This is a genomic window from Caballeronia pedi (genome assembly GCF_001544915.2).
Lineage (GTDB): Bacteria > Pseudomonadota > Gammaproteobacteria > Burkholderiales > Burkholderiaceae > Caballeronia > Caballeronia pedi.
In genome coordinates, this window is sequence record NZ_FCOE02000046.1 from 1 (window position 1) to 19,187 (window position 19,187).

The 19,187-nt window shown below is 64.2% G+C and carries 10 protein-coding genes; 9 read left to right on the forward strand and 1 reads right to left on the reverse strand.

What is annotated here, in order from left to right:
* From AWB80_RS36655 to bfr, 9 genes are all read left to right on the forward strand, one after another.
* The coding region (locus AWB80_RS36655; RefSeq protein ID WP_143328200.1) for a non-ribosomal peptide synthetase at positions 1–4,778 on the forward strand (4,778 nt) is incomplete at its 5' end.
* A gap of 207 nt (positions 4,779–4,985) precedes the next feature.
* A complete protein-coding gene (locus AWB80_RS36660) occupies positions 4,986–7,238 on the forward strand; it encodes a TonB-dependent siderophore receptor (RefSeq protein WP_160147505.1) in 2,253 nt (750 codons plus the stop codon).
* Between the two features lie 84 nt (positions 7,239–7,322).
* The gene (locus AWB80_RS36665) at positions 7,323–8,990 is read left to right on the forward strand and encodes a cyclic peptide export ABC transporter (protein ID WP_061179535.1); all 1,668 of its coding nucleotides are present in this window, start codon (positions 7,323–7,325) and stop codon (positions 8,988–8,990) included.
* A 9-nt stretch (positions 8,991–8,999) separates the two neighbouring features.
* On the forward strand, positions 9,000–9,920 hold the full coding sequence (locus tag AWB80_RS36670) for an ABC transporter substrate-binding protein (RefSeq protein ID WP_143328201.1): 921 nt from the start codon (positions 9,000–9,002) through the stop codon (positions 9,918–9,920).
* A gap of 10 nt (positions 9,921–9,930) precedes the next feature.
* The gene (gene fhuB, locus AWB80_RS36675) at positions 9,931–11,931 is read left to right on the forward strand and encodes a Fe(3+)-hydroxamate ABC transporter permease FhuB (RefSeq protein ID WP_061179570.1); all 2,001 of its coding nucleotides are present in this window, start codon (positions 9,931–9,933) and stop codon (positions 11,929–11,931) included.
* A 6-nt stretch (positions 11,932–11,937) separates the two neighbouring features.
* Positions 11,938–12,753, forward strand: coding sequence for an ATP-binding cassette domain-containing protein (locus AWB80_RS36680; protein WP_061179537.1), 816 nt, complete (start codon positions 11,938–11,940; stop codon positions 12,751–12,753).
* Between the two features lie 10 nt (positions 12,754–12,763).
* A complete protein-coding gene (locus AWB80_RS36685; protein WP_061179538.1) occupies positions 12,764–15,160 on the forward strand; it encodes a penicillin acylase family protein in 2,397 nt (798 codons plus the stop codon).
* 54 nt (positions 15,161–15,214) lie between these two features.
* Positions 15,215–15,985, forward strand: coding sequence for a MotA/TolQ/ExbB proton channel family protein (locus AWB80_RS36690; RefSeq protein WP_061179571.1), 771 nt, complete (start codon positions 15,215–15,217; stop codon positions 15,983–15,985).
* Between the two features lie 113 nt (positions 15,986–16,098).
* Positions 16,099–16,575 carry a bacterioferritin gene (bfr, locus tag AWB80_RS36695; protein ID WP_061179539.1) on the forward strand — a complete coding sequence of 159 codons (477 nt, stop codon included), beginning with the start codon at positions 16,099–16,101 and terminating at the stop codon, positions 16,573–16,575.
* A gap of 375 nt (positions 16,576–16,950) precedes the next feature.
* On the opposite strand, the gene AWB80_RS36700 is transcribed toward bfr, so the two are convergent.
* Entirely contained in the window at positions 16,951–19,146 is a 2,196-nt protein-coding gene (locus tag AWB80_RS36700; RefSeq protein WP_244206926.1) for a TonB-dependent siderophore receptor, read from the reverse strand.
* Positions 19,147–19,187: the final 41 nt, after the last annotated feature.

Below are 19,187 nucleotides of genomic sequence, written 5' to 3' on the forward strand. Positions count from 1 at the left end.
AACTCGCGACGATCTGGTCGGAGTTGCTCGGCGTCGAGCGCATCGGGCGCAACGATAACTTCTTCGAGCTGGGTGGCGACTCGATCCTCGGCTTGCAGATCGTCGCGCGTGCGCGTCAGGCGGGCTGGATGCTGAACGCGCGCCAGGTCTTCGAACATCAGACGGTCGCGCAACTCGCGGCGGTCGCCATCGAAGCGCGGCATGAACACACGCAGCAAACCGACGACTCCAGTGAACCCTTCGCGCTGTTGCCCATCCAGTCATGGTTCTTCGACCAATCGATGCCATCGCGTCATCACTGGAATCAGTCGGTGTTGCTGGAGCGCGCGACGAAGCCCGACTTCGCGCATCTCGAAGCGGCGCTGCAAGCACTCGTCGCGCATCACGACAGCTTGCGTCTGCGCTTCGAACGAACGAGCGCGGGCACATGGCTTCAGCGTTACGCTGAGGCTCGATCCGCTCCGATCCTGACGATCGAAAACACCGTCCCCAAGGGCGATATCGAACGCGCGTGCGATGCGGCGCAACGAAGCCTCGACCTCGAAAACGGCCCACTGATCCGCGCCGTGGCGATGTCGATCGACGATGGTACCTGGCGGCTCTTCATCGTCATCCATCATCTTGCCGTGGATGGCGTTTCATGGCGCATCCTGCTCGACGATCTTCAGCTCGCATGCGCGCAACTCGACGCGGGCCAGACGATCGCATTGCCGCCGCGCACCACGTCGTACTGCGCGTTTGCACGCTCGGTGCAGATGGCCGCGCGCTCATCGGCGGTTGCCGCACAGATCGATTACTGGCGCGATGTGATCGCTGTCCCGGCATCGCTTCCTCATGCCACGATCGACGCGAACACGCCGCTGCGCGCAACCGCGAAGCTGGACCGCGATGCCACTCGCCGCTTGTTGCAGGACGCGCACGCCGCGTACCGCACGCAGATCAACGACCTGCTGCTCGCGGCGACGTCGCGCGTGCTGTGCCGCTTCGCCGCCGTCGATGCGCTGCGGATCGATCTCGAAGGCCACGGCCGCGAAGCGCATCTCGGCGACGCCGACCTGAGCCGCACCGTCGGCTGGTTCACATCGCTCTTTCCGGTCGCGCTGCGTCCCACGGGCGATCTGCCGTGCGCAATCAAGCGCGTGAAAGAAGCCTTGCGCGCCGTGCCGTATGCCGGCCTCGGCTTTGGCATGCTGAAGTATGGCGGCGACGACACGCAACGCGCAGCACTCGGCGATGCCCGCAACAGCGATGTCGTCTTCAACTATCTCGGCCAGTTTGGTGGCGCGCTGAACGCGCAAGGGGACTGGCGTCGCGCGACCGAGTCCACGGGCGCATCGCAGGACGAAGAGGCGGTGGCCGCTCACGTGCTCGAAATCGTCGGACAGGTGATGGACGGCGAGTTGTCGGTGATGCTGCTGCATCGCCGGAGCAATCGTTACGATGCCGCGACGCTCGAACGCCTCGCGCGCGAACTCGAAACCGAACTGCACACGCTGATTGCGCATTGCACGAGCGGCGCGCACGGCATCACGCCCTCGGATGTGCCGCTCGCCGCGCTCGATCAGCCCGCGCTCGACGCGTTGCCGCTCGATACATCGAACCTTGCCGACCTCTATCCGCTCGCGCCGATGCAAACGGGCATAGTGTTCCATAGCCTGCTCGGCGCGCAGGCGAGCGCTTACGTGAACCAGTTGCGCGTGAATATCGACGGACTCGACCGCGCGCGCTTTCTCGCCGCGTGGAAGGCGGTGCTCGCGCGTCATGACGTGCTGCGCACGGCCTTCATCCAGCTCGACGATGCGCCGCGCCAATGGGTCGCGCGCGACGTGAGCGTGCCCGTCATCGAAGAAGACTGGCGCGGCCGCGAAGCGCGGGACGCCGCGCTCGATGCGCTCGCGCACGCGCAGGTCGCGCAGGGCTTCGACATCGCGCATCCGCCGCTCATGCGCATCGCGCTCGTGCGCACAGACGAGCGCCGGCACCACTTCATCTGGACGTTCCATCACGCGCTGCTCGACGGCTGGAGCATGGCGCAAGTGCTCGCCGAAGTGCTGCGGCACTACGAAGGCGCGAACGTCGATGCGAAGCCGCGCCGCTATCGCGACTTCATCGCGTGGCTGCAAGACCGTGCATCGGCAAGGGAAGAAGCCGATAGCTGGTGGCGCGCCTTGCTCGCGCCGCTCGAAGGACCGACGCACATCGCCGCATCGCTGTCACGTCGAGAGGCGCATACCGATGCAACCCTCGGCGATCTGCCGCTCACGCTCGATGAAGCGCGCACCGGGCGTCTCGCGCGCTTCGCGAGGAGCCGGCGCGTGACGTTGAACACGCTCGTGCAGGCCGCATGGCTCATCCTGTTGCAGCGCTACACGGGCGCGCGCACGGTGAGCTTCGGCGCGACCGTCGCGGGCCGTCCGGAGACGCTCGAAGGCGTCGAGAAGATGGTCGGACTCTTCATCAACACGATTCCCGTGGTTGCCGCTCCGGAACCCGGCATGAGCGTCGCGCAATGGCTCGATGCGATCCAGCGCCAGCGTCTCGCGTCGCGCGAGCACGAACACGTGGCGTTGTACGACATCCAGCGCCTCGCACGGCTCGAAGGCGGGCAGGCGCTGTTCGACAGCATCCTCGTGTTCGAAAACTATCCGCTCGACGATGCCCTGCGCGGCGCTGCGCACGGCGGTCTGGCATTCTCGGGAATCCGCGCGCGCGAGCAGACGAGCTATCCGCTCACGGTGTCGGTCACGCAACGTCCCGGCACATCCGATGCCGGATTGCGCATCGACTTCTCCTTCGCGCGCGATGCGTTCGATGAAGCGAGTGTCGCGGGCATCGCGCAGCATCTGTCGAATCTGCTCGATGCGCTCGCGCTCGATCCATCGCGCGCGCTCGCCGATGTTCCCATGCTCGATGCAGGCGAACTCGCGCATTTGCAGCGCCTCGGCGAGCGCAGCACGCAAGCGCTCGATGCGACGCCGGTGCATGAACGCATCGCGGCCATCGCGCGTGTTTCTCCCGACGCCTGCGCGCTCGTGGAAGGCACGCAATCCATCAGCCATGGCGAACTCGAACGGCGCGCGAATCGCGTCGCGCATGCGCTGCGCGCGAGCGGCGTCGGGGCGGAGTCACGCGTGGGCATCGCGATTCCGCGGTCCATCGACATGATCGTCGCGCTGCTCGGCGTATTGAAGTCGGGCGCCGCCTACGTGCCGCTCGATCCATCGTATCCGGCCGACCGGCTCGCCTACATGGCGCGCGACAGCGGCGTGCGCATCGTGCTGACATCGGCGGCGGCATCGCTCGATGGATTCACCGTGCTCGATGTCACGCGCTGCGGCGAGGGCCTGGCCGACTCCGATCCGAACGTCGCCGTGAGCGGGGCGCAACTCGCTTACGTCATCTACACATCGGGATCGACGGGCGAGCCCAAGGGTGTCGAGATTTCGCACGCGGCGCTCGCGCGGCACACGCATGCCGCGATGAACCTGGCGCGCACGAGGCCCGACGATCGCGTGCTCCAGTTCTCGACCTTCAGCTTCGATGCGTTCGTCGATCAGCTCTTTCCCGCGCTGTGCGCGGGCGCCGCGGTCGTGCTGCGCGACGACGCGCTATGGGACAGCGCGCGCTTCATGCACGAAGTGAAAACGCAGCGCATTACGCTCGCCGATCTGACGACCGCGTACTGGAACACGCTCGCGCTCGACTTCGCAAACGACGCCCGCGCGCGTGAGGCGCTCGCCACGTTGCGGCGCGTTCACGTCGGCGGCGAGGCGATGTACGGCGACGGCGTGCGCGCATGGAAGGCCGCGGGTCTCGGGCATATCGAGCTCGTCAACATGTATGGTCCGAGCGAAGCCACCGTCACCGCGACCTCATTCGATTGCGCGCCCTGTCTCGTCGCCGGGGCCGACGTACCTGCGCGCATTCCGATCGGAACGCCGCTCGACGGGCGCCGCGTCGCCGTGCTCGATGCGCTGCTCGCGCCGGTGCCTGCCGGCGTTGCGGGCGAGCTGTATGTAGGCGGCGAACTGCTCGCGCGCGGCTATTGCGGCAAGCCCGGGACGAGCGCGGCGTGCTTCATTCCCGATCCGTTCTCGACGAGCGGCGGCCGGCTGTATCGCACGGGCGACATCGTGCGCTGGAACGCCCACGACGAGCTCGATTATCTCGGCCGCGTCGATCATCAGGTCAAGGTGCGCGGCTATCGCGTGGAACCGGGCGAAATCGAGGCGCACCTGCTGCGCATGCCCGAAGTGCGGGAAGCAGCGGTGCTCGCGCGCGGAACGGCCGGCGCGATCAGGCTCGTGGCCTTCGTTACCGCCGATGCGGATGCCGACGGTCTGCGCGCGCGCCTCGCCGCCGGGCTGCCGGACTACATGGTGCCCGCGATGCTCACGGTGATCGACTCGATGCCGCTGAATCCGGCCGGCAAGATCGATCGGCAGCGCCTGCCTTGGGACGGCGAATGCCACAGCGAAGGTACGTTCGAGGCGCCCGAAGGCGATCTGGAGCGCGCGCTCGCACAAGCCCTGAGTGATGTGCTGCGCGCGCCGCGCGTGAGCCGTCATGACACCTTCTTCGCGATGGGCGGCGATTCGCTCGCGGCGATGCAGGTGCAATCGGCACTTCGACGCCAACGCATCGAAGCGCCATTGCCATTGCTGATGAGCAATCGTCCGCTGCATGAAGTGGCGCGGGCGCTTCAGGACGCTCATATCACGAACGATCGGAACACAAATGATGCGGCTTCGTTACTCGACCTGATCTCGGAACTCTGAAAGGCGCGAAAGAGACAGAATCCCTCGCATGAATGCGAATCATTTGCAGTTATCGGCGTTACTCGGTTATAGTCGCCGCGGGTGTTTTTCGAGCGGTTTCAGGCGTTTCGCGACACGTTAGCTTCCATTTATATCGCGATAACTTCACTAACGTAAGTTTTCTGAAAAGAAAGGGCCGGCATGAGAGCGCGCAGGCATAAGAACATTATGGCAAGAGGAGAGCGGGCGAATCCGCCGCATATCGCGCAAGGCTTGCGCAAGCGGAATATTGCGATCGCCGCGCTCGTGCTGTTCGGCGGCGCCGCGCATGCGCAGAGCACGGATTCGACGAGCGACCCGGCAACGAGCGGGGAAGGCCGCGCGCCGCAGACCGCGCAGCCGTCGAATTCGAGCGGCACGAATCAGCAACTGAATCCGGTGCTCGTCACGGGCGAGCGCGAGAAGGAAACTGCGACGAGTCCCGTCGAAGGCTACGTGGCCCGCCGCAGCGGAACGGGAACCAAGACCGATACGCCGATCATCGAGACGCCGCAATCGATCTCGGTCATTACCGCTGACCAGATGCAGGCGCAAGCGGCGCAAACCGTGGGCGAGGCGCTGCGCTATACGCCTGGCGTGATCGGCGAGCAGTTCGGAGGCCTCGACTCGACGGTCGACTATTACACCGTGCGGGGCTTCCAGCAGACCATGCCGTTCGTCGACGGCCTCTCGACACAGACCTTCTTCACGGTGCTTTCGCCGACTTACGACACCTACGGCCTGGAGCGCGTCGATATTCTGCGCGGGCCGGCTTCCGTGCTCTACGGTCAGACCGTTCCGGGCGGCATGGTCAACCTCGTCACCAAGCGTCCAACCGCCGATCCTCTGCATGAAGCGTCGATCGAAGTCGGCAGCCGCGGGCTTATTGGCGGGCGCGTCGATCTGTCCGGGCCGGTGAACAAGGACGGCACGCTCTTGTATCGTTTCACCGCGGATTCGAGCAGCGAAAGCACGCAGACCGCCTTCGTGCAGGACAAGCACATCTACGTCGCGCCTGCGCTGACATGGAAGCCGAACGCCGACACGACCTTCACGCTGCTCTCGCACTTCAGCTATCGCGACACGGGCCGCCAGAACGTCGACCTGCCCTCCGTCGGCACGCTCTACGCCAGTCCGTTCGGGCGCATCGGCACGGGCACGTTCCTCGGCGAGCCGGAGTTCAACGAATATCGTCGCACGGATGAGGCGATCGGTTACGAGCTGGAGCACCGCTTCAGTGACATCCTCACGGTGCGTCAGAACCTGCGCTACTCGCATACGCACCTGAATCAGAAGATCGTTGGCGATGCGGGCCTCGAAGACGATCAGCAGACGCTCGACCGATACGCATACGCAGCGCGTGCGAGTTCGAACGTGTTCACGGTCGACAACCAGGCGCAGTTGAGATTCGGCACGGGTCCGCTCGAGCATACGGTGCTGGTCGGCCTGGACTACACCCGCTCGGTCGATAGCTGGGACGAGCGCGACGCGTTCGAGGTGCCGTCGATCAACGCGTATGCGCCGGTATATAGCGGCGCGAGCAGCATCGTGCTGCCGGATGCGCCGGACTTCAGCGTGCACGACACGCTCAATCAGCTCGGCCTCTATGCGCAGGACCAGATCCGCTTCGGCAAATTCGTTGCAACGTTCGGCGTGCGGCAGGACTGGACCAGCACGAAGCAATACGACAATGTCGCCGGCATGAATTCGCAGTCCAACGATGCGAACCGCTTCACGTACCGCGCGGGTCTCGTCTATTTGTTCGACAGCGGCTTTGCGCCCTACGTGAACTACGCGACCTCGTTTCAGCCGGGTCTCGGCAATACATTCGACGGCTCGTCGCTCAAGCCGACGACAGGGCAGAGCGTCGAGGCGGGCGTGAAGTTCCAGCCGAAGAATCAGAAGAGCTTCGCGATGCTCTCGGTCTACAACATCAAGCAGAAGAACGTCGTCGAACCGGACTTCGATCATCCCGAAGGCAACTTCGTCGTGCAGACGGGCGGTATTCGCGTGCGCGGCGTCGAACTGTCGGGCGTGGCGGACCTCGGCAGCGGGCTGAGCCTGACCGCCGCCTACACCTACATGGATGGCAAGGTCACCGACAGCGATCAGGGTTATGCGGGCAATCGCGCGGCGAACGTGCCGCACAACATGGCGAGCCTTTGGCTCGACAAGACTCTGCAAACGGGTCCGCTCAAAGGGCTCGGATTCGGCGGCGGCATTCGTTATATCGGCTCCCAATATGGCGATCAGGCGAATACACTCAAGCTCTCATCGACGACGCTCGTCGATGCCGCGATTCACTACGACATCGCGCACTGGCGTTTCCAACTCAACGCGCAGAATCTGTTTGACCGCATCTACGTGAACTGCCAGAGCGATACGTACTGTAGTTATGGCCTGCGCCGCAGCGTGATTGGACGCGCGACGTACCAGTGGTAATGTGCGTGCTTCGCGCATTGCCGACCCGCAGTTGAAGGACTCGATGCCGGTGCAGCTTGCCGGCATCGCAGAAGGAGAGCATCGATGTCGCTAATCTGGTATCTGATCCGCAATTCGCGCTGGACCCTGCTCGTCGCCATGGTCACGAGCGTGATCAGCGGCCTCGCGAGCGCGGGTCTCGTCGCGCTCATCAATCAGGCGCTCGGCGCGTCGCGCGAAACGCTCGGCGAACTCGGCCTCAAGTTCCTTGCCTTGAGCGTTCTCGTGCTCGTTACGCGGGCCGTTTCGTCCACGCTCTTCATGAAGCTCGGCCAGAACGCCAAGGCGACGCTGCGCATGAGCACGATCCGGCGTATCGGCGCGGCGTCGTATCAGCATCTGGAGAAGCAGGGCGCGTCGCGCGCGCTTTCCGTGCTGACCGCCGACCTCGACTCCATCGTCGTGTTCTTCGTGAGCCTGCCGAATCTCGCGATGCATGGCGCGGTCATCGTGGGCTGCCTGATGTATCTCGGCTACCTGTCCTGGCAGATCCTGCTGTTCGCGATCGTCACCATTTTTCTCGGCTCGCTGGGCTTTCATCTGGCGAACACACGCGCGGAGTTTCACCTGCGTGCCTCGCGCCGCCGAGAAGACGACCTCGTGAAGTATTTCCGCGCGCTCTTCGACGGCGCGAAGGAACTGAAGCTGCATCGCAATCGCAAAGAGGCCTTCATCGACGACACGCTCGCCACCAACGTCGAAGCGGTGCGCGTGCAAAGAACGCGCGGCTATGTGTTGTATGCGGCCGCCGCGAGTTGGGGCAGCTTCATCTTCTTCGCGTTCATCGGCTGCGTGCTGTTTCTGCTTACGCGCTTCTACCCCGTGCAAGGGCCGGTAATGTCGGGCTACGCGATGATCTTTCTCTACATGATCATGCCGATCGAAGGCTTGCTCTCCGCATTGCCGAGTATCAGCTCCGCGAAGGTCGCGATCGAGCGCATTGACGCGATTAACGCGGATCTGCCGCCAGAAAACACGCTGCCTGCCAGCGACGCCGCCGCCTTCGACAGCATCGCCCTGGAAGGCGTCACGCATCGCTATTACCGTGAGCGCGAGGACGAAGTGTTCACGCTCGGGCCGATCGAGCTCGCCTTCTTGCCAGGTGAGCTGGTCTTTCTGATCGGCGGCAACGGTAGCGGCAAGACCACGCTCGCGAAGATGCTCGTTGGCCTCTATGCGCCTGAAGGCGGCCGCATCCTGCTCAATGGCAAGCCGGTCGGCGAAGCGGAGCGCGACATCTATCGGCAGCATTTCTCAGTGGTGTTCAGCGACTTCTATCTCTTCGAAGCGCTGCACGGCCTTACGCTCGACGGCCTCGACGCACGTGCGCACGCTCTGCTCGAAGCGCTGCATCTGGATCACAAGGTGACGATCGAGAAGGGCGTGTTCTCGACCACCGATCTTTCGCAAGGACAGCGCAAACGCCTCGCGCTGCTCGTCACCTATCTCGAGGATCGCCCGTTCTACGTGTTCGATGAATGGGCCGCCGATCAGGACCCGGTCTTCAAGGACGTGTTTTATCGCCGGCTGCTGCCGGACCTGAAGGCGCAGGGCAAGACGGTACTCGTGATTTCGCACGACGACCGCTATTTCCATCTCGCCGACCGCTATGTGAAGCTCGATTATGGTCAGCTTGTCGAGGAAGGGCGAGGCGAACAGTACGCTCACGAACACGGTGCGGGCCATGCGCGGGAACGCGTGTCGCTGGGATAAAGCCGCGAAGTGAAGACTCGCCAGAACCCGTCGAACCCGAGACGCCGCCGCATGCTGGGCGCGCTCGCGTTTCTGCCCTTGGCATCGCGCGTGCGCGCGGCCATGCCGCCGCGCGTCGCCTCGCTGAGCTGGGCGGGCGCGCAGATTCTCGTCTCGATCGGCGCGCCGCCAATCGCGCTCACCGAGCTCGACAGCTATCCCAAGGTCGGCGCATTGCCGCCGATGCCGCCGAACGTGCTCGAACTCGGGTCGCACAGCGAGCCGAATCTCGAACTGCTCGCGCAGATCAGGCCCGATCTCATCGTGCTCGATCAAGATCAGTCGAATCTCGATGCGCAGCTTCAGCGCATCGCGCCGACATTTGCGATCGACATCTACGACTCGCGACGCGGCAAGCCGTTCGCGCGTGCGGTCGAGGAAACCGGACGGCTCGCCGCGCGGCTGGATCGAGTGGCGCAGGCCCGCGCCTATCTCGATGACGTCGATCGCCAGCTCGCCGCCCGCGCCGCGACTGTCGCCGCGCTTGATGCGCCGCCCGTGCTCGTGGTCGATCTCTACGACGACGGCCGCCGTTTCTTCGTGTATGGCCCCAACAGCATGATTCACGACGTCATGACGCGGCTGAAAATCGCCAACGCATGGCGAGGCAACACCGACACCGGCTGGGTGCTGCTCAACGTCGAAGATCTTGCCACGATGGGCGACGCCCAGATGTTCTACATCAGCCACGGCGCGCGCGACCGCATCGCGCTCTCCAACCTGTCGCGCAGCCCGCTGTGGCGAAGCCTGCCGTTCGCCTCGCAAGGGCGCTTTCATCCGTTACCGGGCTTCTTCACCTACGGCGCGGCGTCGTGCGCGACGCAATGCGCCGACGGCCTCACGCGTGGTCTCGTTGCGGCGACGCTGCGCGGGAGCTCTGCAAATGGCTGAGAGCGTCGCCATGAGCGCAGCCCCGCGCCGCCTGCGCATGCATCCCGCGTGGCTCGTCGCGGTGCTGATCAGCTGCGCGTTCGCGCTGGCGCTGCGTCACTTCGCCGAACTCCTGCCCGCGAGCCTGTGGTGGCGCGCGCTCGTCGATCCCGATACGCGCGATCTGAAGCAGATCGTCGTGCATGAAAGTGTCGTGCCGCGCATCGCCGTGTGTCTGCTCGGTGGTGCGCAGCTCGCGCTCGCGGGCGCGATTTTCCAGCAGGTGCTGCGAAATCCGCTCGCCGAGCCGACGACGCTCGGCGTGTCGGCGGGGGCATCGCTCGCGCTTACCATCGCCACGTTGTTCGCGCCGCAGTGGCTCTTCGGCGGGCAGCAGTGGGTCGCGCTCGCCGGCGCGGTCGCCTCCGTGCTGCTCGTGCTCGCGCTGTCCTGGCGGCGGCGCCTCGCACCTGTCGCGCTGATCCTCGCGGGGCTGATCGTAACGTTCTACTGCGGCTCGCTCGGTGCGGTGCTTACGCTGTTTCATCGTGAGACCCTGCAATCGCTCTTCATGTGGAGCGCGGGCTCGCTCGCGCAGAGCAATTGGGATGCGCCGCGCACGCTCCTGCTCCATCTCGCCGCCGGCGCGGTGCTTGCCGCGGCGCTCGTGCGGCCGCTCACGATGATGTCGCTCACCGACGCCGGCGCGCAGGCGCTTGGTGTGTCGCTGCGTCTCGTGCGTGTGTCCGCGCTTGCGCTGGCGGTATTCCTGAGCGCATCGGTGGTGGCGTCGGTCGGCGTGATCGGCTTTCTCGGCATGCTCGCTCCGCTCGTCGTGCGGCTTGCGGGCGCGCGGCGCTTCCGCTCGCGCCTGATGTGGGCGCCGCTTTTCGGCGCGGCGCTGCTGTGGATCACCGACGAACTCGTCCAGATGATCCCCGGCGGGCGCACTGGCCTACCGACCGGCGCGGTGATGTCGCTCGTGGGCGCCCCTTTCGTGTTCTGGCTGCTGCCGCGTCTGCCCGCGCTTCCCGACACGGTCGATCTGTCGGCGGGAGCCGTGGGCTTCCGGCGCGTGCATCTGCCGCGCTGGATCGCGCTCGGCATCGCGCTGCTCGCGGTGGCTGTCGTGCTGGGATTGACGCTGGGCGGCTCCCCAGACGGCTGGACCTGGGCGCGCGGCGCGGGCTTCGATGCGCTGTTGCCCTGGCGCGCGCCGCGCGTCGCCGTGGCGCTTTCGGCGGGTGGGATGCTCGCGGTCGCGGGCGCAATCCTGCAGCGCGTGACCGGCAACTCGATGGCGAGCCCCGAAGTCCTCGGCATTTCGGCGGGCGCGTCGCTCGGGGTGATCGCGCTCGCGTTCGTCGCGCCGGAAGCGGGGCGTCTGCTTCAGACCGGCGCGGCCGGCGCGGGCGCGTTCGCCGCGCTCGTCCTGATGCTCGCATTGGGCCGCCGCTACCACTTCGCGCCGGAGCGCATGTTACTGCTCGGCGTCTCGCTCGGCACCGCGTTCAGCGCGCTCGTGAGCGTGCTGCTCGCCACCGGCGATCCGCGTCTCACCAACCTGCTTGCGTGGCTGTCCGGCTCGACCTTCGGCGTCACCGCCAACGATGCAATGTTCGCGTGTGCGGCGCTCGTCGTACTGCTGGCAGTGGCGCTGTGCTTTGCGCGCTGGCTCGACATCCTGCCGCTCGGCGACACGGTGTCGCGCAGCCTCGGCGTGGGCCTCGGCGCGAGCCGCATCGCGCTGATGCTGCTCGCCGCGGCGTTGACGGGCGTGGCGACGATGGTCGTCGGCCCGCTCAGCTTCGTCGGTCTAATGGCGCCGCATCTCGCGCGCATGCTCGGATTTCGACGCGCGTCGGCGCAGCTTGCAAGCGCCGCGATCCTCGGTGCGCTGGTGATGGCCGTCGCCGACTGGCTCGGGCGCAACATGCTGTTTCCGTATCAGGTGCCGGTGGGGCTGCAGGCGACGCTCGTCGGCGGGCTTTATTTCATGTGGCTGATGCTGCGCGGACGCACCGCGCTCTGACTATCGATGACCTCGAATCTCGCGACTCACGACGCCCCGGCGCTCGACGACCTTATCTACCAGATCGACAACGCCTCGTTCTCGCTCGGCGCGCGCGTGCTGCTGCATCCGCTGCGCCTCACGTTGCCGGCGCGGCGTGTGTGCGGGCTCATCGGTCATAACGGGTCGGGCAAGAGCACGCTGCTCAAGCTGCTCGCGCGGCAGCAAGCGCCTACTTCGGGCGCGATCCGTTTTGCGGGTAAGCCGCTTGCGGACTGGGAGAATCGTTCGCTCGCCCGCAAGGTCGCCTATCTGCCGCAGCAGCCTCCGGCCGCCGATGGGATGACCGTGCGCGAACTCGTTTCGCTCGGGCGGTATCCGTGGCATGGTGCGCTCGGGCGTTTCGGCGTGCGCGACGGCGCGAAGGTGCTCGAGGCGATGGAGCTGACCGATGTGGTGCGCTTCGCCGAGCGCCCTGTCGACAGTCTCTCGGGCGGCGAGCGTCAGCGCGTGTGGCTCGCCATGCTGGTTGCGCAGGACAGCGACTGCCTGCTGCTCGACGAGCCGATTTCCGCGCTCGATATCGCGCATCAGATCGAAGTGCTCGGCCTCGTGCGCGAACTGAGCCAGAAGCGCGGTCTGTCGGTCGTCGTCGTGCTGCACGACATCAACATGGCGGGACGCTTTTGCGACGATCTCATCGCGCTGAAAGGCGGCCGTCTTCTCACAAGCGGACGGTCGGAGGATCTGATGCGTGCGGATACGCTCGAAGCCATCTATGGCATTCCAATGGGCATCGTCCCGAACCCGCGCGGCGGCACGCCCATCAGCTTCGCGCATTGATTACGAGCTTATGCATCGACTCTTCTTCGCACTTTGTGCGGCCGCGTTGCTGTTCGGCTGTGCCTTGCAAAACGATTCATCGAACAAGGATTACCACGCGAGCATCTGGCGTACTCAGGACGGTGTGCCGCATATTCGCGCCGACGATTGGGGCAGTCTGGGCTACGGCGTGGGCTATTCGCAGGCTCAGGACGATCTCTGTACGCTCGCGGATTCCTTCGTGACCTGGCGCGGCGAGCGCGCCGCGAACTTCGGTTCCGATACACGCGCGACGGCCCCGTCGTCGTTTGGCCGGCCGCGCAATCTCGATTCCGATTTCTTCTTTCGCCTAATGGCCGACGATGCGGCCGTGCAGCGCTACAAGTCCGCGCAACCGCAGAAGCTCCGTCAATTGATCGATGGCTTCGCCGATGGCTACGATCGCTACGTCGACGACCTGCAAACCGGCCGCTTTCCCGGCGCGCATGCGCAATGCGCGAATGCGCCTTGGGTCGGGCACATCAGCAGCGACGATCTATACCGCCGTCTGATCGCGCTCAGCCTCGCGGGCGGCGCGGCACGCTTTCTCGAAGGCATCGCGAATGCGGCGCCTCCGGGCGCGCGCAAACCCGATGAAACGCCTAACCAGCAGGTGTCGCTGAACGTGGGCGGACACGTAGGCATCGGCAGCAACGCGCTCGCGTTCGGCGGTCAGGACACTCGGGACGGCAAGAGCCTGCTCTTCGGGAATCCGCACTGGTTCTGGAACGGCCCGGACCGTTTCTACCAAGCGCAACTGACGATTCCCGGGCAGCTCGACGTGGCCGGCGTGTCGTTTCTCGCGGTGCCGGTGATCGTGATCGGCTTCAACGGCGATATCGCGTGGACGCACACGGTATCGAACGCGCGGCGTTTTGGCGTGTTCGAACTGAAGCTCGCACCCGCTGATCCGACACGCTACATCGTCGACGGAAAGATCGAGCCGATGCAGCCTGTGCGCATAACCGTGAAGACACGCGATGGCGCAGCGGTCACGCGTACGCTGTACCGGTCGGGCTACGGTCCGCTCGTCGATCTCTCGTCGATGGCGCCGCAACTCGCATGGAGCGCTCAGCACGCGTTCGCGTTGCGCGACGTGAATGCGGACAACTCACGCGCCTTCGCCAATTTTCTTGCGTGGAACCAGGCGAAATCGCTCAATGAGTTCCTGTCCATCCAGAAGCGTTTCGCGGCAATGCCCTGGGTCAACACATTTGCGATCGGACGCAATGATCCGCGTGTCTGGTTTGCTGATATTGGCGCAGTGCCGGATGCACCTGATTCGCTCGTCGCCGCATGTACGACGCCGCTTGGCCGGGCGTTTGATGCGAAGGCGCCGGGGGTACCGTTTCTTGACGGCTCGCGCGCCGCGTGTGCTTGGGGACAAGGTGCGCGTAAGCCGGTGCAAGCCGGCGCGCTGCCCGTCGAGCGCATGCCGAGCCTCATGAACACCGACTATGTCGGCAACTTCAATGGCAGCTACTGGCTGACCAATCCGCACACCCCGCTCACGGGCTTCGATCACGTGACGGGCGAGACCGGCACGCCACAGTCGCTGCGCACGCGGCTCGGCCATGCGCTTGCCGCGCAGATCGTCGATGAACCCGGAGGCGCGACGCGCGATTCGCTAGAGCGCGCCGTGCTCGACAGCACATCGATGTCCGAGCGAATTGCGCGTCAGCCGTTGCTCGATTCGGTGTGTAAGCCGGGAAGCGAGCCGCGCGCGGTCGAAGTGAAGGAAAAGGGCACACAACCTGCAATCGTCGATCTGAGTGTGCCGTGTCGCGTACTGCGTGACTGGAATGGCACGGCATCCGTCGACGCGCGCGGCGCGAATCTGTGGGACCAGTTCTGGCGCCGTGCGAGCGAGATCTCTGACGCGCAGCTATACGCCGAGCCTTTCGATCCGCAGCGGCCTCTCGTGACGCCCGCCGGATTCAAGAGCGCCAATCCCGAGGTTGCGCGCGCGTTGGCTGGCGCAGCCGTCGCACTGACGCGCAACGGTTTCGCGCTCGACTCCGCGCGAGGAGACGTGCTCTATGCGCTCGATCGTGGCGGCGCAAAAATTCCGTTGTACGGAGGATGCGATCCGGAGGGTTACTTCACAGTGGCGTGCCCGCTGCATGGCCTCGACAAACAAGGTCTCGCGCTTGATCGCGATGCGCACGGTAACAGCTATGTGCAGGTGGTCGGGTTCGGCGACGACGGCCCGCATGCCGATACGCTGCTCGCGCATTCGGAATCGGACGATCCGGTATCGCCGCACTATCGTGATGGCACTCAGCGCTATGCGCGCAAGGCGTGGTCACGGTTTGCCTTTTCGATGCACGATATCGAGACTTCGTTCGGCGCGAGCGAGACGGTTCTCGAAGGCCACCGCGGGCGCTGAGCTTGCGGCGTTTCGCGGCGCGATCGGCGGTAGCCAATGTTCGAGGAAGTCCCGATGGAAACATACGGAATGGGTCACGTGTGGTCGCAAGGCGATTTCGTGACGCGCGGCATTGCGCTGACGCTGCTCATCATGTCCGTACTGACATGGACGGTCATCGTCATCAAAAGCGTGAGCGTGATGCGCCTGAAACGGCTGGCGAGAAACGCCGAGCGCGCGTTTTGGCAATCCGGGGACGTCGCCGACCGCATCAGGGAACTCGCCACCGACACGCCGTCAAAGGGCGACAATCCGTTTCTTGCGCTTGTTCTGTCGGGTGAGGCGGCGCTGGAGCATCATCACCAGTCTCAGCCGCACTTGCATGATCGACTCGATATTTCTGACTGGATCGCGCGGAACCTGCACGACACGATGGACGATTGGTCGGCGCGCATGCAGCGCGGGCTTGCGATTCTCGCATCGATCGGCAGCACGGCACCTTTCGTCGGTTTGTTCGGCACCGTCTGGGGCATCTACCACGCGCTTGTCAGGATCGGTGCGACGGGACAGGCCTCGATCGATCAGGTCGCGGGACCTGTCGGTGAATCACTGATCATGACCGCGTTTGGTCTATTCGTCGCGATTCCTGCCGTGCTCGGCTACAACGCTCTCGTTCGCGCGAACAGTACCCTTATTTCGCGGCTCAATCGCTTTTCGCATGGCATGCATGCAGTCTTTGTCACGGGATCAGGTCTGGCGTCGGCGAGACAGGTAAATATGCTTCGCCCGGCCGCCGAAGATAAACCGGTTAAACCGAAGAACGCGAATCCGTCGATGGAAAGCTGAATTTGCCACATCAGATGCGAAGCGAAATGATTTTCGTTGCGGGTAGCATTCACCTCGCGGCCGTTTGAAACGTCTATCCTCAATGTCATGGCGTCGTGAATCGGGAGGGTGAGATGCAAAGCGATCCGAAGGTCATCCAGTATCTCAACGCGGAACTGAAGTACGAGCTAACCGCTATCAATCAATACTTTCTGCATGCGCGTCTCTACGAGCATTGGGGTCTCGACTCGATCGGCAAACACGAATATGGCGAGTCGATAGAAGAAATGAAGCATGCGGACAAACTGATCGAGCGAATCTTCATGCTCGACGGTCTGCCCAACTTGCAGGATCTGGCCAAGCTTCTCATAGGTGAGGATGTACAGGAGGTCTTGCAATGCGACCTGAAGCTCGAGCAGGCCGCGCAGGCGCATTGCAAGGAAGCAATCACGTACTGCGAGTCCGTGAAGGACTTTGTGTCGCGAGAGATCTTCGTCGAAATCCTCGACGATACCGAAGGTCATATCGACTGGTTGGAGATACAACTTGCTCTCGTCGACAAAGTGGGCATCCAGAACTATCAGCAGTCGGCCATGGGTTCGCCTGGTTGAGTCCTCGAAGGCAAGACTTCAAGGCGTCGACACTGGAGTAGCTGGATCGTTAGACAGCGGCCGGACTCGATGTTGAAACCGCAAACTGGATGAGCTTCTTGCGCAATATAGCTGCGATTCCACCCTCGACGGCGAGTGATCGGGACTGCTGCGCCATAGCGCGTCGTGGCGCGTGAAACCGCTCGACGAGTGATGTTTCCTCTGACAGCGCCGGCCTTTTCGGGACGGCGCTCTGTTTTTCGCCACGCACGTCCACTCGCGGTCCGTCCCGCCCCCTTCTTTCATGAAAAGCGAATAAGCGGACAACGGATGACGCCGAACATCGCCTGTCTGCCGACAGCCGGGCTGATACCCGCCCAGACGTCGGCGCACACTTTAGAAGTCAGTTCGCACAGTTAACATAACATTGCGTCGGTCGCCGAACACGCTATAGAACTGGCCGGGTGGACGAATGTAATAGCCTCGGTCGAAGATGTTGTTCAACTGCAGCGTCGCTTCGAGATGCTTGTTGAAGCGATATCCCACCTGCGCATTAAAGATGGCATACGCGCCCTGTTCGACGCCGCGCGAGATGCGCGTCTGGGCGAGCATGCCGCCGCCAACCGAGAACCCGCGCATGACGCCCTGCGAAAACTGGTAGCGCGTCCACAGCTTGAAGAGATGCTTCGGGTCCGTGCCATCGGTGAGGCCGGGGGCATCGTTTTCGAAGTGTTCGTTCAGGTAGGTGTAGCCTGCATAGACGTTCCAGTCCGGCATCGGCTGGCCGGTGACTTCGAGTTCCAGGCCCTGGCTGCGTGCCTTGCCTGCCGCAAGGTAGTAATACTGATGATCGGGGTCATCGACCGCGCGGTTGTTGTCGTTGATACGGAATAGCGCCACGTTCGTATTCAGCCGCCCGCCGAGCACGCTGCTCTTCACGCCCACTTCGTATTGCTCGCCGGAGCGCGGCGGAATGCCCGCGCCGGAGAACGTGGTTTGCGTCTGCGCATCGAGAAAGCGCGCGTAGCTTGCGTACGCCGTGACCGCCGGCACGATATCCCACACGATGCCCGCCGACGGCAGGAACCGATGGTTGACTTGCGAATTCGTCGTCCAGCCCGAGACATCGGGAAGCGTCGATTGCGTGCGATCCTGCACGAACGCTTCGCGCGCGCCGAGCACCAGCGTCAGAGGCCTGGCGAGCTTGATGCGCGCCTGCGCATAGATGCCGTACTGGACGGTGCGCTCGTTGGTGCCGAAGTTGAAAGGCGTATCGACCTGCGGCACCGCGTTCGGATCGAACAGGCTGAAGGTGCCACCGTCGAACGGACCGTCGACGGACTGGAAGCCGGAGAGCGCCGTGGACGACATCACCGAATAATTCGCACCGACCGTCAGCGTGTGCGTATGACCGAATAGCTGAACGGGACCGGAGACGTTGGTGTCCGCGCCGAACCAGTCGTAGGTATTGCGCTGGTTCTGATCGCCATAATAGCTGAGGCCGTCGGCGGTGGCGCCCGGTCCCGAATACGCGTAGTAGGCCCGCGTCAGCATGTGCCGGTAAAACAGCGTGGTCGACGACTTCCACCCGCTTTCGAAACGATGCACGAGGATCGCGTTGGCCTCCTGAATCGACGTGTACGAGTTGTTCCAGCTCGGGCTGAAGTTCTGCAAATACGGACTGGGCACGCGGCCGACGAGCGCCGTCTGATCCGCGTTGAGCACGCCGCTCGCGCCGTAGTCCAGGCCATACATCGGCAGGACGTCGTAGCCGCCGGAAAGCGAAAGCGTCGTGCGCGGCGTGAAGTCGTAGTCGATCGCGCCGTACGCCATGAATTCCTTGTGGCGCGCCCGGTCGATGGATTCATGCGCCGCCTCGCCGACGATCACCGCGCGCCCGCGCAGACTGCCGTCCTTGTTGAGCGGCCCGGTGACGTCGATCATTTGCCGCACGCCGCCGAACGAGTCGACCTGCGTGTCCGTCGTCAGATGGAACTGATTCTGCGGCCGCTTGCGCACGAGATTGACGACGCCGCCCGGCTCGCCCGCGCCGTCGATCACGCCGGCCGGCCCGCGCAACACTTCCACTCGGTCGTACATCGCGAGGTCGAATTGCGTCAGATATTGCAGGCCGCTGACGATAGGCGTGCCATCGAACTCGATTCCGAGCTGCGAGCCGCGGGCGCGGAAGTACGCCGTGCCGTCGCCGTAGCTGACGGAACTCACACCGGTCACATAGCGCAACGCTTCTTCGATGGTCGTGTCGTTGCGGTCGTCCATTTGCTGACGCGTGACGACGGAAACCGAATACGGTGTTTCCTTGATCGACTGCGCGCTCTTGCCCGCGATGGTCGCGTATCTCGCCGCGTACGAGCCTGTGTCTTCGGTCGTCGCATCAGCGCCGGTATTGTCGGTCACTGTCACGGCGGGCAACGTCACGTCGCCGCCCGCCGGATTCGCAGCCTGCGCGCGCACCTGCCCAGGCATCGCGGCGAGCATTGTCAGAAGCGCGAGTGCCAGCGGCGTCATGCGCGCGTGCCATCCCGTCATCGGCGTACGCATCGCGCCGAGCTGGTCTTTCTCTGTTTTCATGTTTTCACATCCCATCGTTGAATAGCCAAACGGCGTCATCC